The sequence below is a fragment of the Luteimonas sp. TWI662 genome, from assembly GCF_039673825.1.
GTDB lineage: Bacteria > Pseudomonadota > Gammaproteobacteria > Xanthomonadales > Xanthomonadaceae > Luteimonas.
The window spans coordinates 26,215-41,668 of sequence record NZ_JBDJMI010000028.1 but is presented as its reverse complement, the minus strand read 5'-3'; the positions used below and the strand labels follow the sequence as shown (position 1 = coordinate 41,668).

The window sequence follows — 15,454 nt, the reverse complement described above, 5'->3', positions numbered from 1 at the left end:
GTTGGGGTGGGGGCAGCTTTCCAGGCAAAGCCCCCGCCCCCTCCCGACGCGCGTTGCGCGTCGGCCTCCCCCGCGTACGGGGGAGGCGAAGAGCGCCGGGCATTCACGCTAGAAGCCTCCTGCCATCTCCTCAACTTGCGTGGCATCGCCTTCTTAACGGGCGCTCGCGAAGGTCAGGCGTCGAGAATCTCGAAGCGGTCGGCGTCGAGCATCGCCGGGAAGCGTTCGCGATGCGCGGCCAGTTCCGAGGCCAGCAGCGTCGTGGTCGAAACGACTTCGGCGTCCGTGCATTCGCTCAGCGGGGTGCCAAGGAAATCGAGCACGGCGCTGTTGCCGCTGTAGTCCAGACCGTTGCCGTCGCGGCCGACGCGGTTGACGCCCACCACGTAGCACAGGTTCTCGATCGCACGTGCACGCAGCAGCGTCTTCCACGCATAAGCACGCGCCGCCGGCCAGTTCGCCACGAACAACTGCAGGTCGAAGTCCAGTTGTCCCGGGCGCTCGACATCGAAGCGGTTACGGCAGAACACCGGAAAGCGCAGGTCGTAGCAAACCTGCGGATTGATCCGCCAACCTTTGAGTTCGACCGTCAGCCGCGCCCGGCCCGGCGCGTAGCGCTTGTGCTCGTTGGCGTAGCGGAACAGGTGCCGCTTGTCGTACCACTGCAGTTCGCCATCGGGCGTGGCCCAGAGCATGCGGTTGTAGACGCCATCGCCGTCGCGCAGCTGCACGCTGCCAGTCACGGCCGCATCGAGCGCGACCGCCTGCGCGCGCATCCAGGCCACGGTGGGCCCGTCCATGTCCTCGGCCCGTTCGATCGCGTCGTTGCTGAAGCCGCTGGTGAAGGTCTCGGGCAGCACCACCAGATCGCTGATACCGCGCAATGGCGCGATCAGGCCGCCGTAGTAATCGCGATTGGCCTCCGGATCGTGCCAGATCGTGGCGCCCTGGACGATGGAAACGCGGAGGTTGTGCATGATGCGGCCTTGTCGACGACCGCGACGCGGCCGGACTCCCGATTCTCGTCCGCGACGCCCGCCGACTCAAGCCAGGCGCTGCCGGCGCCTGCGATCACTCAGGCGCGGCGACGCGCAGTGGCTGCTCGGCCCAGCGCTCGACCGAGCCGTCGCGACCGACGATCTCCAGCCCCAGCCAGTACAGGCCCGGCGGCCGGTCGCGCAGATCGAGCGTCGCGGTGAAGGCGATGTCCGGCTGCCCGGGATCGCGCGACCGGCCCCGCAGGAAGCCGCCGACGAACGCGTTGCGCAGCCCATAGCGGGCGGTGGCGACGGGCGCCCCATCCAGGGTCACGACGACCGATTCGACACCGGTCACGTCCTTGATCGCCCAGCCGGATACCTCGACCTGCCCCGCCACGCGCGCGCCCGGTGTCGGTGCATCGACATGCGCCACGACCGGCGACACGCACGCGGCATCCGGCACGGCGTCGCGATCGAGACGCAGCAGCAGGAACCGCTGCCCACCGCGATCGACGTTGACCACGCGCGATACCGGCAGGCTGCCCAGCCGCGCGCACAGCTGCTGGTAGCGCTCGAGCAGCGCGCTGAACTTCACGTCGGTCGCGCCGACCACCACCAGCGCCGGCCGCCCCCCCAAATCGGCGCGATCGTCGAGCTGCAGCCCCCACAGCTGCAGCTGCGGCGCGCGGCCGTGATGGCGGTTGAGCGGATGATCGAGCACGCGGATGTCCGGATCGCCCAGCGCGAAGCCGAGTTCGGCACCAATCTTGAAGTTATCGGCGATCAGCACCGTGTCGTCGGGCATGTCGGCGCGCATCTCGCGCACCGCATCGGCCAGCTGGTCCCAGCCGGCGAAGTTCGACGGATACCACTTCAGCGCGGTGGCGCGCTCGCGCACCTGTGGCGACGACACCGCGACGTAGTAGCCATTGACCAGCAAGAAGCCGGCGACCAGCGTGACCCAGGTCAGCGTCCGCAACCAGCGCGGCCAGCCGACCAGCACGAAGCCGGCCAGCGGCAGCAATGCCAGATAGCCCGGCAGCGGCCAGTGGAAGCTGACGCGCTCGGTATCGGCGACGAAGCCCAGCGCGAAGAACCCCACGACGATCAACACGCCGCACAGCGCAAGAAACCGCGCGGCGTCGTCTGGCATGCGGCGCATGCGCCAGGCCGCGAGTGCGAGCACCGCGAACACCAGCGGCGTCACCAACCCCGCCTGGATCACCAGAAACTGCCAGCCGTCGAGGTGGAACGCCCACGGGTGACGGTCGACCATCTGGAAGCGCAGCCCGGCCTCGGCGTTGGCCAGATTCCAGGCCAGCAACGGCCCCCAGGCCGCGGCGCCGAACGCGATCGCGATCCACACCCGCGGGTCGCGCAGGGCCAGACGGCCGGACGGGAGCGATGCCAGCGCGACGATGCCCACGGCGATCACCGCGATGAAGCGGTAATGGCTCAACGCGCCCAGCGCCAGGCCGAGTGCAAGCAACAGCGACGCGCCGTAGGTCACCCCCCGCAGCAGCCGCGTGCCGGCGTCCAGACACAACACCGTCGCCAGCGCCAGCACCGCATCGGGCAACGCCATCACGCCCAGCGAGCCCAGCAGCGGCAGCAGCAATGCCAGACAGCCAGTGGTCCAGGCCACATCGGCGTCGAACTCACGCGCGGTCAGGCGCACCAGCAGCCACGGCACCAACGCCGAGATCGCGACAAACGGCAGGCGCACCGCCAGCAGTCCATCACCGAAGAGCTCGGTGCCCAGCCGGATCAGCCAGGCGGTCAGCCCCGGCAGATCCGAGTACGCCCAGGCCAGCCGCTGCCCCTCGAGCCAGTAGAAGGCCTCATCGACGAACAGCGGCAAGCGCATCGCGATCGCCAGCTTCAGCGCGACGACCAGCACCCACAGCGCAATGAACACCGTGCGCATTTCGATCCGCCGCATTGAACCCGACCTCGCTACACTCGGAGAAGAACGTCGCAGGGAAGACCGCGCATGCCCGATCCGTCCACGACCCGCGCCATGCTAACCGACGCACAGCGCAACGCCCTGTCGTCGGCACGCGCCCAGGTCAATCGTCTGGTGCTCGGCAAAGAGACCGCGGTCACCATGACCTTCGTCGCATTGCTCGCCGATGGCCACCTGCTGATCGAGGACCTGCCCGGCCTGGGCAAGACCACGCTCGCGCACGCGATCGCCGCGACCGTCGGGCTGGGATTCCAGCGCGTGCAGTTCACCTCCGACCTGTTGCCATCCGATGTCGTCGGCGTCTCGGTCTACGACGGCGCCGCGCGGCGCTTCGAGTTCCACGGCGGCCCGGTGTTCACGAACGTGCTGCTGGCCGATGAGATCAACCGCGCGCCACCGCGCACACAGAGCGCGCTGCTCGAGGCGATGGCCGAGCACCAGGTCACCGTCGACGGCACCACGCACGCCCTGCCCGACCCGTTCTTCGTCATCGCCACGCAGAATCCAGTGGACCTGTCGGGCACCTATCCCTTGCCCGACTCGCAGCTCGACCGGTTCTTGATGCGGCTCAACCTCGGCTATCCCGACCGCGACGCCGAGCGCGCGCTACTCGCCGGCGAGGACCGGCGCGTCCTGATCGCCGGCACGCTGCCGCAACTGGGGGAAGCCGACCTGCATCAGATGCGTGCCGCCGCCACCGCCGTCCACGCCAGCCCTGCGCTGATCGACTACGTGCAGGCGCTGCTCGCGCGCAGCCGCCACCACCCCGGCGTCCGTGTCGGCCTGTCGCCGCGCGCCGGGCTGGCCCTGCTGCGCGCGGCACGCGCACTGGCCTTGCTGGAAGACCGCACGCACGCCTTGCCCGACGATGTGCAGCGGCTGTTTCCGTTGATCGCCGCGCACCGGCTGGTCGCCGACGACGCCGGCGACGGCGATGCGCTGGCGACCGGCATCCTGCAGGCCGTGCCGGTCGACTGACGCGATGGCCGCCACCGGTCTGCGCCGCCGCCTCGAACGCTGGATGCGCCCGCGCCACGCCGAAGCGCTACCGGTCCGCATCGACCGCAGGCGCATCTACGTGCTGCCCACCCCATTCGGCGGCTTCGTCATCGCGCTGCTGGCGACGATGGCGGCCGGCGCGCTGAACTACAACAACAACCCGGCGCTGCTGCTGTGCCTGCTGCTCGGCGGCGCGACGCTGTCCAGCCTGTTGTGGACGCAACTGCAACTCAGCGGCCTGGAGGTGCGCGCCGTGCGCGGCGAGCCGGTCCCGGCCGGTCGGCCGATGTCGCTGCACGTGCACGTGGGCGCAGCGCCAGGGCGCGAGCGCCGCGGCCTGCGGGTCGATTGCGAGGACGCCGTCGCCGCGCCGCTGTCGCTGGACGAGACCGGCGGCGAGGCCACGCTGACACTGCCGACACAGCGCCGCGGCTGGATGGCCTCGCCGCGCATCCGCATCTCCAGCACCCGGCCGCTGGGTCTGGCCCGCGCCTGGGCCTGGGTGCGCCCCGATGTGCGGCTGCTGGTGCATCCCACACCCGAGCCGCACGGCCCGCCGCTGCCGCGGGGCGCCGGCGAGGATGCACAGGCGCGCCTGCACCCGGCCGGCGACGACCTGCATCACCTGCGCGACTGGCGCCAGGGCGATGCGCGGCGCGCGATCGCCTGGAAATCCTCGGCCCGGCGCGATGCCCTGGTTGTGCGCGAGTTCGAGCGGCCGCAGGGGACCGACGTCGTGCTCGACTGGGCGACGCTGGGCGGCCTCGCTCACGAGGCACGCATCGGCCGGCTCGCGCGCTGGGTCGACGCCGCCGAGCGCGACGGCGTGCGCTCGCTGCTGCGCGTGCCCGGCCATCCGCCGCTCGGCCCCGACCGCGGTGCGCACCACCGCCAGGCCTGCCTGCGCGCGCTCGCATTGATGCCCGAGCGCCCATGACCCGCGCCACGGGCCAACTGTTGGACGACCGCGGACGCCGCCGCACCCTGCTCGCCGCGGCGGTCTGCCTGCTGCCGCTGCTGTTGCAGCTTGCGCTGCCGGTGGCGATCGTCGTCGCCGCGGTGGGCGTGCTGGTCACGTCGGTCTCCGGCCGCCGCCAACTGCCGGCCTGGCTGCGCGGCGCCGCCGCCCTCGCTCTGTTGGGCTGGGTGCTCGCCCAGGCCGGCGGCACGGTGGGACGCGAGACCGGATGCGCGTTGCTCGCGGCGATGCTGGCGGTCAAGCCGTCCGAGCTGCGCACGCTGCGCGATGCCCGCAGCCTGCTCGGCTTCGCGCTGTTCGCGCCGTTCGCCACCTTCTTGCTGGATCAGGGCCCGCTGTCGCTGCTGCTGGGCCTGGCCGGCACGCTGCTGGTGGTGGTCGCCCTGCTCGCGCTGTCGGATGCGGAGTCGGGCCTGGCGCCGGACAGCGACCGCCGCCGATGGACGACCGCGCTGCGGCTGATCGCGCTCGGCCTGCCGCTGGCGCTCGCGGTGTTCTGGTTGTTCCCGCGCCTGTCCACGCCCCTGTGGGGCGTGCCGGACCGCGCCTCGGCCACACCGGGGCTGTCGGACGAGATGGGCGCAGGCCAATGGCTCGACCTGCTGGCCGACGACTCACCGGCCCTGCGCGCGGCCTTCACCGGCCCGGAGCCTGCGGTCTCGCAGATGTACTGGCGCGGGCCGACGCTGACCGACTACGACGGCCGGACCTGGACGCGCTCACGCCGGCAGCCGCCGCCCACGCCGGACCTGGTCGCCCACGGCACGCCGACCTGGGACTACGAGGTCGTGATCGAACCGACCGGCCGCGACCTGCTGGTCGCGCTGGATCTGCCCACGGCATTGCCCGACGGCGTGCGCGGGACGCGCGACTACACCCTGCGCAGCCCGCGCCGGCTCGACAGCGTCAGCCGCTGGCGCCTGCGCTCGGCGCCGCCGCTGCAGTTTGAGGCCGAGCTATCCGCACTCGCACGCACCGAGGCGCTGCGCGTGCCGGCCGGCCTGAACCCGCGCACCCGCGCGCTCGCCCGGCAATGGCGCGCCGACACCCCCGACGACGCGGCGCTGGTCGCGCGCGCGCTGGCCTGGATCGAGCGCGATTTCGCCTACACCCTGGACACCCCGCTGCCCGGCCGGCACGCGATCGACGACTTCCTGTTCGACCAGCAGGCCGGCTTCTGCGAGCACTTCAGCTCGGCCCTCACCGTGCTGATGCGCGAGGCCGGCATCCCCGCGCGCGTGGTCACCGGCTACGTCGGCGGCCGCCGCAACGCCTACGGCCACTACTGGCTGGTACGGCGCATGGACGCCCACGCCTGGAGCGAAGTCTGGCTCGCCGGCCGCGGCTGGGTGCGCGTCGACCCGACCGCCGCGGTCGCGCCCGAACGCATCTACGACACGCTCGAGGACCGCCTCGCGGCCGGACGCATCGGCGGCGCACGCTTCGCGCCGATCTTCGACCTCGGCGACTGGGCCCGACGCGGCTGGAACGACTTCGTGCTCGGTTTCGATGCCGACCGCCAGCAGACGATGCTGCAACGGCTCGGCCTCGGCGCCCTGGGCGCGAGCGGCCTGGTCGTGCTGCTCACCGTCGTCGCGCTGCTGGCGCTGGGCGCAATGGGGTGGCTGATCGCCCGCAGCGAACGCGAGCGCGACCCCGTGCTCCGCGCCTGGCACCGGCTGGGCCGGCGCTATGCCCGCCGGGGCCTGGGCCGCCTGCCGCACGAGCCCGCCTCGGCCTGGGCGGCGCGCATTGCGCCGGCCACCGGCGACGCCGTCGCATTGGCTGCACTCACCCGCCGTTTCGTCGCCGCACGCTACGCTGTGGGCCCGGCCGACACCACGCTGGCGCGCGACCTGCGCGAGCATCGCCCCACCGCAACGCCCGCTGCGAAGGAGACCTCCCGATGAGCCCCGCCCGTCTGTTGCCCATCAGCGCCGTGGCGCTGCTTCTGGGCGCCTGCGCCTCGCAGCCCAAGCCGCTGCAGGGCGGCTTCGCCGAATCGCCCACGCCGCATGCCGCCGTGCAGGGCGACTACACCGGCACCGCGGTGCGCTGGGGCGGACGCATCGTCCAGGTCGAACCGCGGCCCGACGCCACGTGTTTCGAGATGATCGCCACCCGGCTCACCGCGACTGGCCGCCCGTACTGGGCCAGCGACGACACCAACGGCCGCTTCATCGCCTGCCGCGCCGGCTTCTACGACCCGGCGGTGTTCGAGAAAAACCGCGAAGTCACCTTCACCGGCCGCATCGCCGGCTACGACACCCGCCGGATCGGCGAGTACGACTACCGGTTCCCGCGCCTCGATGCCGACGTGGTCTACCTGTGGCCGGTACGCGAGACGGTCGACGTGCTGACCCGCCCCGCGCCCTGGCCGTGGTGGGGCTACTGGTAAGCCCGCGCCCGCGCGCTTACGCGGGCGTGCCGAAGCGCCCGAGCGGCGCGCCGGCGAGCAGGTGCAGATGGATCTGGTACACCGTCTGCCCGCCGTGCTCATTGCAATTCATGACGATGCGATAGCCGTCCTTGTCGAAGCCCTGCGCCTTGGCATAGCGCGCGGCGGCGAGCGCGAGCCGGCCGATGATCTCCGGCGCGTCCTCGGGCACATCGTTGAGCGTCGCGTAATCCTGCTTGGGCACGAACAGCACATGCACCGGCGCCTGCGGGCCGATGTCGCGGAACGCGATCAGGTGCTCGTCCTCATAGACGATGTCGGCCGGGATCTCGCGGCGGATGATCTTGTGGAAGATGGTCATGGAGCCGTCACTCGTGATTCGCGATGGCGCAGAGCATACCGCTGTCGCGCCTTCGGCTCAGACCGAACGCATCCCCGCGCGTGGATCACGAATCGCCGATTTCGCTGCGGCTGCCGAACGCATGCGACAACGTGCCGCGATCGACGAACTCCAGTTCGCCGCCCAGCGGCAGGCCATGCGCGGGGCGGCTGGGCCGCACGCCGTGCTGGCGCGCGATCTGCGCCAGGTAATGCGCGGTGGCCTCGCCCTCGACCGTGGGATTGGTGGCGATGATCAACTCGCGCACCTCGCCCTCGGCCAACCGCGCGGCCAGCAGATCCAGGCCCAGCTCGCGCGGACCGATGCCATCGAGCGGACTCAGCCGGCCCTGCAGCACGAAGTAGAACCCGCGGTAGCCGGTGGCCTGTTCGATCGCCAGCCGGTCGGCCGGCGTCTCGACCGCGCACAGCGTCTGCGCATCGCGCGACGCGCTGGCGCAAGTCGCACACACCGGCGTCTCGCTGAAGTCGCGGCACCGCGCGCAGTGGCCGATCTTCTCGACCGCCTCGGCCAACGCCGCGGCCAGCCGCGCGCCGCCCTCGCGCCCACGCTCGAGCACGTGATAGGCCATGCGCTGCGCCGACTTCTGCCCGACCCCGGGCAGCACGCGCAACGCATCGATCAGTTGTTCCAGCAATGCGGACATGCGCGATGAACGCTAGAAGGAAGGGCCACGATGCGCGTGCCGCAGTGAACCGCGGTGCGCCTCGGCGAACGGGGCGCACCCAGGCGCCCCGCCCTGGAGACCGCGGGTCTTAGAACGGCAGCTTCATGCCCGGCGGCAGCGGCATGCCGGCGGTGGCGCCGGCCATGCGCGCCTTCGATTCCTCATCGACCTTGTTCGACGCGTCGTTGAACGCCGCCGCGATCAGGTCTTCGGCCATCTCCGGGTCCGACAGCACCGACGGATCGATGCGCACCTTGCGGCAGGCCTTGGCGCCGGTCAGCGTGACACTGACCATGCCGCCGCCGGCACTGCCCTCGACCTCGAGGTTGGCCAGCTCTTCCTGCACGCGCTGCATGTTTTCCTGCATCTTCTGGGCCTGCTGCATCAGCTGGCCGATATTTCCACGCATCATCAAAGTCCTTGTTCGTCGTAGGGGCGAATGGAATCCGGCACCACGCGCGCGCCCTGTTGCGACATCAGGCGCTGCACGTCCGGATCGGAGAGGAAATTCTGCTCGGCCGCCGCCTGCAGCGCATCGCGCTGCTGCGCATTGCGCTCATGCAGCGTCGGCGCGGTGCGCGCGGCCGCCGTCTCGAAGCGGATCTGCGGCGTCGCGCCCAGCGGCCCGGCCAGCGCAGACGCCAACTGGTGGACCATGATCGGCGCCTTCAGGTGCTCGTCGGATTCGGGCAACGCCAGCTTGAGCACATCACCGTCGAGCGCCACGAAGGCCGCACTGGCCGCCAACTCACGCACCGGGCCGCGCAACGGCAGATCGGCCACGAGGTCCAGCCAGCCGTCGGCATCGAGCGTCATCGACGGCTTGGCCACCTGCGGCGCCGGTTCGGCGCGCGGCGCGGGCGCCGCAGGCGGCTCGGCACGCGGCCCAGGGCTAGGTTCGGGGGCAGGTGCAGCCGGAGCGGCCGGCGGCGCCTTGCGCGGCACGTCGATGCCCTGGCCGGCGGCTGCCATCGGCACCGCATCGACCGGCGCACGCGGCGTTGGACGCGCCAGCATTGCGGCCTCCGGCGCCGGTGCGGCCGCCCGCGGCGCCGCCGCGGACGCATCGCCCAGCGCGGCCCGCGCCGCAGCCGGCCCGGATACCCGGCCCTGCCCGGCCCCGCCGCCCGCCGGGGCACCGGCGTTGCCGCCTTCGGCCGGGCGAAACGCGAACATCCGCAGCACCGTCATCTCAAAGCCCGCACGCGGACTCGGCGCCAGGCCCAGGTCGCGGCGGCCATTGAGCGCCATCTGGTACCACAGCTGCACGACCTCCGGCCGCACCGACGCCGCCAGCGCATCGAGATCGAGACCATCGGTCTCAATGCCGACCTCCGGCACCAACTGCCGGACCTGGATGCGGTGCAACGCTTCGGACAGCGCATCGAGCACGCCCGACCAGTCCGGCGAGAACTCGGCCAGCGCCGCAACCTCGGCCATCAACCGCGCGCCATCGGCCTGCGCCAGCGCCGACAACAGGTTGCCCACGCGCGTGCGGTCGACACTGCCGAGCATCGTCGCCACAGCCGTATCGGCGAGCGTACCGCCCTCGCCGCCCGCACCGGTGTAGGCGATCGCCTGGTCGAGCAGCGACAGCCCGTCGCGCAGGCTGCCATCGGCCGCCTTGGAGAGCTGCCGAATCGCCGCCGCATCCGCCGCGATGCCCTCGGCCTCGAGGATCCGCGTCATCTGGCCCTGGATCTGGTCCTCGTCCAGCCGCTTGAGGTTGAACTGCAGGCAGCGCGAGAGCACGGTGACCGGCAGCTTCTGCGGGTCGGTCGTCGCCAGCAGGAACTTCACATGCCCCGGCGGCTCCTCGAGCGTCTTGAGCAGCGCGTTGAACGCCGACTTCGACAGCATGTGCACTTCGTCGATCAGGTAGACCTTCACCCGGCCGCGCGAGGGCATGTACTGCGCGTTGTCGATGAGCTCGCGGACATCGTCGACGCCGGTGTTGCTGGCCGCGTCGATCTCCAGCAAGTCGATGTAGCGCCCCGCGTCGATCGCCAGGCAGGTCTCGCACTCCCCGCAGGGGTCCGACGAGGTGCCCCGCTCGCAGTTCAGGCTCTTGGCAAAGATGCGCGCGATCGTCGTCTTGCCGACGCCGCGGGTGCCGGTGAACAGGAAGGCGTGATGGACGCGGCCGGTCTCCAGCGCGTTGGTCAGCGCACGCACGACGTGCTCCTGCCCGACCAGCTCGGCAAACCGCTTCGGACGCCACTTCCGGGCGAGGACGAGATAGGACATGCCGCTATTCTGCCACGGCCGTCCCCCTTCCTTGTGACCGGGCCCCGGCCCAGCTAGAATGGCCGGCCCGCGGCGGTCCAGCCGTCGCAGCGTGCCGCCCCGCGGCCCGCGCGGGACAGATCCGGAGAGGTGTCCGAGTGGTTGAAGGAGCACGCCTGGAAAGTGTGTAAGCGTCTAAACCGCGCTTCGGGGGTTCGAATCCCCCTCTCTCCGCCAGATAATTCTGTAACCGATTGAAAAATAAGCCGCCCTTCGGGGCGGCTTATTTCGTCCCGTACTTCGTACCCTCCGCGTGCGGCGAAGAAGTGCGAAGTGTTCCAGCGGCTGGGCGCGACGGTCGATGATCATCGGTACTACTCCAGTTCGAGACGCGCGCTGCACGTGCAGCGCGCGGTAGGCCTGACCACATGGGTAGTGCATGGTTCAAAAAGAGCTACTGCAGCCTGCCTGCCTGCCGCCCGAGCCTGTGCATGCAGCGACGTGCTAATCAACCCAAGGCGTTGAGGGCGATCCTCACAAGGCCCACCAGCACGGTCGCAATCGCGAAAATATGTGGAAGCGTGTAGTCGGTGAACGTTCGCTCATAGGCAGCCGCTCGCCACGGACCGGAGGCGAGAGCTTTCCAGAGAACCCAGCGATCTCTTCCGGAAATCTCAATGTCATCTGGTCCATAATGGGCCGACGTACCTGCGCCGCCGCCATTGGTCATCGAGAAAAGGCTCAGGCGAGGCACCATGCCAGCGAACTTGATCCGTGGTATCGGCCCGCGCGGCCGTTCAATACGAGCCCTTCGTTCTTCAGCGGTATGCCCCACGGTCTCCCAAGCGAAACGACCCGCAAGCCGCCTCACATCCCTGCGATCACCGACTTGCCAGAGAATGTCCTCGATGAAGGCACCGAGCGGCCGAACCTGCGAAACCAGCCAGAAGCGGAACCAGAAGTAGTAGAAACCAACCCAAGCCGCCGCGATGAGCACCCAAGGGTGACGCAGCTTAACCGGCAACATTCCGGAGAAGGACGTCTCTGTTCCTACCGTGCCACCGGCCAGGTTGAAAACCAGCAACCCGATCGCGAGCACATACATATCGCGCCTCTGCCTGAGCGCATCCGGTTCGATGTCACCGCGTCCGGCGATGTTACGGCGCGCCATCAGCGCCTCTCCTCTGAGCACATTCGGTTCATCACCACTCCCATGGTTCGGTGCCGAATATACTATCTTCGCGCGGGCAGATTTCTGACCCTCGCCCCCCCCCCAATAACGGCCGACTCTGCCGGCGACTGCCTGAGGTGAACAATGGGATTACAGCACGTGCGCGCGCCGCGGCCCTAGGCCGCCCCAGGATGCTCAGCCGCGCCGCCGGTCTACGTCCAGCGTACGGTGCTGTCCCGCTTGAGCCTTCTGTCTGCCCTACCGGCCGGCTAGCTCGCGTCTCGCCGTTCCAGCACTTCGCCGGCTACCTAGGCCGCCGGCTTCATCGACACGCGGACGGGGAAGTCAGGGCCGAGAAGCGAACACATGCCAAAGCCACCGCGAAGTATTGCGATTCCGCTAACTGCAGGAATACTTGGATGGGCTTTAGGCGGCCAGCCGCTGGCTTCATGAGAAGCTTCTCCGTTACCTCTCCAGCCGATTTTCTGATCGACGATCTCGGGAGGCTCACGGCAAATACGGAGTTGGTCAGTAAGCGCACAATCTTCAAGCAGAGTTGAGATAATCGCGACCCTGCGCCCCGTGCGCCTTAACAAAAGCGCCCTCTAAGCTAGGTACCGCCCCCATGAATGCAGTCGATTCGAACGCGCAGCGCCTTTTGATCGCTTGGTACGCGGCGCAAGACGGCAAGCTTCATGTGCCACCGCACATGGCCGAACACCTTGAAGAGCTCCGAGCTGCCGAGTTGACCGCCAGTGGCCTAGTGAATGAGGGCAGCTTGTCCGAGACGACCAGGCTACTTGCCCTCAGCGCTGGCGGAGCGATGATTTTGGGAAATCAGCAACGTCGCGAGGCCGAAGATGCTGCTCGCGGTGGTCAGATCAGCATACCGGAAGTCCAGGCACAGCTGTTTGCACATTTCGCCGCGCTCTTCGAGGCACTCACCGGTACCCAGGTGCAAGCGGTACGTGATGAGGATGAGATCAGAGCGCGCATGTTACGTCGTGCACAGCAGGACTACGACGCCCTTATGCGCACAGCGAATAGCGCGATCGATGCAATCGTAAATTTCTATAACAATTACGCGACGCTCATGTTCGGCTACGCCAAGAGCCTTGGCGGCATGCGGCTGGTGCTGGGCGGACAGCGCCAGTTCGGCCCCTCCGCTCTAGGCGGCGTTCGGCTCAGTGCGCTGTACGCCGACACCCAGCTTATTCCTGACCCGATCTACCCGTTCTTCTCGGGCGATTTGCGACTGAGCGCCCTGCATCTGCAGCTCGCAATCTCACTTTACCACCTCCTGCAAATCCGTCCGCTTATAGATGCGAGGCTGCCCGTGGCGCCAGTGTTCGTATTTCCCAGCTTCGAACAGGAGCTCTCCGAGCGCGACGCCCACACCGCACAAGGCCAAGCGGACCTGGCACTCAGACTTCTTGCGCCGATATGCGACGGCAGCATCGCATCTTTGGAGGAGTTGTTTGACTATGCGCAGAGGCAGGAAGATGCGTTTGGCCTTGCGCTGATGCGCTCAGGCCTCTTCGTCCCGCCAGGAGGTGATCCGGCAGAGAAAATCTTGCCGAACGAGGCCGCAGCGCGCTACCTCGGAGAACTGCGCGGAAGAAGAGAAGCGGCAATGATCGAACGCATGGAGCAGCTCCCACTAGGGGTGCTCCTCCTACAAGGGACGCTTGAGCGCATCACGCCCTACTACCATCTCCTCGACAACGCGGGCGAGCTCGGCGCCCAGCCGCTGCTAACACAGGCAGTCCACTGGCACTACTTTGAGAAAATCTCCGAGGCGAATGCCAAGGTTCTCCGCGCGCGTAGCGTCATTTCGGATCGAGCAGCTCAAACCCTCAGGTCAATCCAGGATACGAGCTTAACCTGGCTGACCGAAATACCGGTATCCACCTTAGTGTCGCTGATTGCCGATGACCAGCACCGCTGGCTGCGCCATGAGCTTGACGGGTTCACGGCGAGACTCGCCACCCTCGACAGCTCTAACGCGAGCGAGATGGTCAAAGAGATCAATTTCGGCCTCTCGTCTCTGGTACAGCGCCAGCAGAAACTCATGCGCGACATCGAGAAGAAGTACGCGCCTCAGCGTGCTACGCTTCTTTTGAAAGGGGCGGCAGGTGCTGGGCTCGCCGCCACCGCTGCGTTTCTTCCAAGTCTGTCACCGTTCCTCGGTCTCGCGGTGCCGGCCTCAGCCGCTGCTGGCGCTGTGGGTGGCATCATGCTCGGATACGGACAGGCCAAGCTCGGCGCCGCCGTTGAAAAAAGGCAGGCGGCACGCTCCATACTAGGAGTGCTTGCCGCGGTGCGCCCCAAGTAGGTGCGAGCCATGACCAGCGCGGCCGCTCCGCGCTCAGCGAAGGCGCGCTGCAATAACTAGCTCAAGCTCAGAAGTCCTTCCTGTGGCCGGCCCCAAGATGTCATTGAGCGCAGCAATGATCTCCCGAAGGCTGCGTGACGCCTGCTTCGATCACACCTCTTAGCGCCTGCTCGTACTGCGCACGACGTTCCCCGCAATTGAGTAGCATGCCGCTTTGGCGTCCAATCCCAACGAGCTTGTGCGGCTCCGCTACTTCAGCACCTCGGCTCAAGCGTGGGAACTTCGGCTCATAGACAAGACCTCTCCGCAGTGCCCATACCGCTTGACAACCGCATAATTCACGAGCAAGCTCGACCACGGAGCGTAGAAACTCCTCTCATAGCGGTACCCACCTCCGAAAAACTGGTGGGTTTTTTGTGCCCGGATCTTTTCTGGCACAACCGACGCGATACCTGCGTCGGGAGGGCGGCTAATACAACACCCTTCGGGGAAATACGCCCGCCGGCTATGAGCGGTTTCTAACCTCCCGACTTCCCGTCCGCCATCCGGTGGGCGGGTCACTTCGATGGAATGAAGGAGGCAACATCATGTCGAACCGCGAATCGAACGACGACAACGACACCCAACGGGCTGGCTACTTCCTGCCGGAAGACGACCGGACGCGGCTGACGAAGCTGCGCGACCACATGGAATTCCTGTCGCGCCTGGCGGAGCCGCGCACGTACGATGAGGAGCAGGACGATCCGCCCGAAGTCAGCCACGGCGAACTGGCCACATGCCTCGCCATGCTGGCCGAGCAGGCGGAACTGGTGCTGGAGGCGATGGCATGGCGGCCGTCGCCGAGCGCGCGACCTGAGACGCGGGCAGCCGCCGAAGCAGACGACCCGGCCATTGACCCCGACGAGACGCAACACGCGGGGCAGAAGGCAGCGGCCGCACAGCCGACGCCGGCAGCCAGCGTGCCGGAGGGCTACGTCTTCGGCGTCACGATAGACCAGGCCGACGCGCTTGACCGGCTGGTGCAGATGCTGATGGCGCACGGCGACGTCATTGCATCCGGCCATGAGGACGACCTTGCGGATGAGACCGTGCCGGCCCTGGGGCTGGCGATCTCGGAAGGTGCGGATGCGGTGCGGGAGATCCTGGATCAAGTGCAGGAACAGTTGATCCAGCCTGCAACGACATCGCGTTGCAGTGTGCGTGAGGAACGCTCGGCCTATGGCCCGGTGCCGAAGCAGGCACCGCGTCTTTCGCTGCACTGAGTCATGGGGTTGGGCTCGCCGTCTCGGCCTTTGCCGAGCGGCGAGCTCGGCTTTGCGAGAAAAGCGGCAGC

At 68.4% G+C, this 15,454-nt stretch carries 13 protein-coding genes and 1 tRNA gene; 7 read left to right on the top strand and 7 right to left on the bottom strand.

Features of this window, described 5'->3' with window-relative positions:
* Positions 1–173: 173 nt before the first annotated feature.
* Complete coding sequence (locus ABE488_RS15630; protein WP_346445717.1) at positions 174–977, bottom strand: amidohydrolase; 804 nt, start codon at positions 975–977, stop codon at positions 174–176.
* A gap of 94 nt (positions 978–1,071) precedes the next feature.
* Complete coding sequence (locus ABE488_RS15625; RefSeq protein WP_346449325.1) at positions 1,072–2,922, bottom strand: glycosyltransferase family 39 protein; 1,851 nt, start codon at positions 2,920–2,922, stop codon at positions 1,072–1,074.
* A 78-nt stretch (positions 2,923–3,000) separates the two neighbouring features.
* Between ABE488_RS15625 and ABE488_RS15620 the strand changes: the two genes are divergently transcribed.
* The 4 genes from ABE488_RS15620 to ABE488_RS15605 are packed head-to-tail and all read left to right on the top strand — an operon-like array spanning position 3,001 to position 7,322.
* The gene (locus ABE488_RS15620) at positions 3,001–3,924 is read left to right on the top strand and encodes an AAA family ATPase (RefSeq protein WP_346449324.1); all 924 of its coding nucleotides are present in this window, start codon (positions 3,001–3,003) and stop codon (positions 3,922–3,924) included.
* A gap of 4 nt (positions 3,925–3,928) precedes the next feature.
* Positions 3,929–4,882, top strand: a complete 954-nt coding sequence (locus tag ABE488_RS15615; protein WP_346445723.1) for a DUF58 domain-containing protein — start codon at positions 3,929–3,931, stop codon at positions 4,880–4,882.
* On the top strand, positions 4,879–6,834 hold the full coding sequence (locus tag ABE488_RS15610) for a DUF3488 and transglutaminase-like domain-containing protein (protein WP_346449322.1): 1,956 nt from the start codon (positions 4,879–4,881) through the stop codon (positions 6,832–6,834). Before ABE488_RS15615 ends, ABE488_RS15610 begins: the two co-directional genes overlap by 4 nt.
* Positions 6,831–7,322, top strand: a complete 492-nt coding sequence (locus tag ABE488_RS15605) for a Slp family lipoprotein (RefSeq protein ID WP_346449320.1) — start codon at positions 6,831–6,833, stop codon at positions 7,320–7,322. The genes ABE488_RS15610 and ABE488_RS15605 overlap by 4 nt, the downstream gene beginning before the upstream one ends.
* Before the next feature lie 16 nt (positions 7,323–7,338).
* Here ABE488_RS15605 and ABE488_RS15600 read toward each other — a convergent pair whose 3' ends face one another.
* The 4 genes from ABE488_RS15600 to dnaX all read right to left on the bottom strand — a co-directional run bounded on the left by ABE488_RS15600 (position 7,339) and on the right by dnaX (position 10,636).
* A complete protein-coding gene (locus ABE488_RS15600; protein ID WP_346449318.1) occupies positions 7,339–7,683 on the bottom strand; it encodes a histidine triad nucleotide-binding protein in 345 nt (114 codons plus the stop codon).
* Between the two features lie 85 nt (positions 7,684–7,768).
* The gene (recR, locus tag ABE488_RS15595; RefSeq protein ID WP_346445727.1) at positions 7,769–8,368 is read right to left on the bottom strand and encodes a recombination mediator RecR; all 600 of its coding nucleotides are present in this window, start codon (positions 8,366–8,368) and stop codon (positions 7,769–7,771) included.
* Positions 8,369–8,477: 109 nt separating this feature from the next.
* Positions 8,478–8,798 carry a YbaB/EbfC family nucleoid-associated protein gene (locus tag ABE488_RS15590; protein ID WP_047136330.1) on the bottom strand — a complete coding sequence of 107 codons (321 nt, stop codon included), beginning with the start codon at positions 8,796–8,798 and terminating at the stop codon, positions 8,478–8,480.
* Positions 8,799–8,800: 2 nt separating this feature from the next.
* On the bottom strand, positions 8,801–10,636 hold the full coding sequence (gene dnaX / locus ABE488_RS15585) for a DNA polymerase III subunit gamma/tau (RefSeq protein WP_346449317.1): 1,836 nt from the start codon (positions 10,634–10,636) through the stop codon (positions 8,801–8,803).
* 123 nt (positions 10,637–10,759) lie between these two features.
* Here dnaX and ABE488_RS15580 point away from each other — a divergent pair.
* Positions 10,760–10,852 (top strand) — tRNA-Ser (locus ABE488_RS15580).
* 271 nt (positions 10,853–11,123) lie between these two features.
* Here ABE488_RS15580 and ABE488_RS15575 read toward each other — a convergent pair.
* The gene (locus tag ABE488_RS15575) at positions 11,124–11,786 is read right to left on the bottom strand and encodes a hypothetical protein (protein WP_346449316.1); all 663 of its coding nucleotides are present in this window, start codon (positions 11,784–11,786) and stop codon (positions 11,124–11,126) included.
* A gap of 625 nt (positions 11,787–12,411) precedes the next feature.
* On the opposite strand from ABE488_RS15575, the gene ABE488_RS15570 reads away from it, so the two are divergent.
* Both ABE488_RS15570 and ABE488_RS15565 read left to right on the top strand, forming a co-directional pair.
* On the top strand, positions 12,412–14,121 hold the full coding sequence (locus tag ABE488_RS15570) for a hypothetical protein (RefSeq protein ID WP_346449314.1): 1,710 nt from the start codon (positions 12,412–12,414) through the stop codon (positions 14,119–14,121).
* A gap of 587 nt (positions 14,122–14,708) precedes the next feature.
* Positions 14,709–15,383 (top strand): hypothetical protein, encoded by a 675-nt coding sequence (locus tag ABE488_RS15565; protein WP_346449313.1) that lies wholly within the window; start codon positions 14,709–14,711, stop codon positions 15,381–15,383.
* The last annotated feature ends 71 nt before the right edge of the window (positions 15,384–15,454 follow it).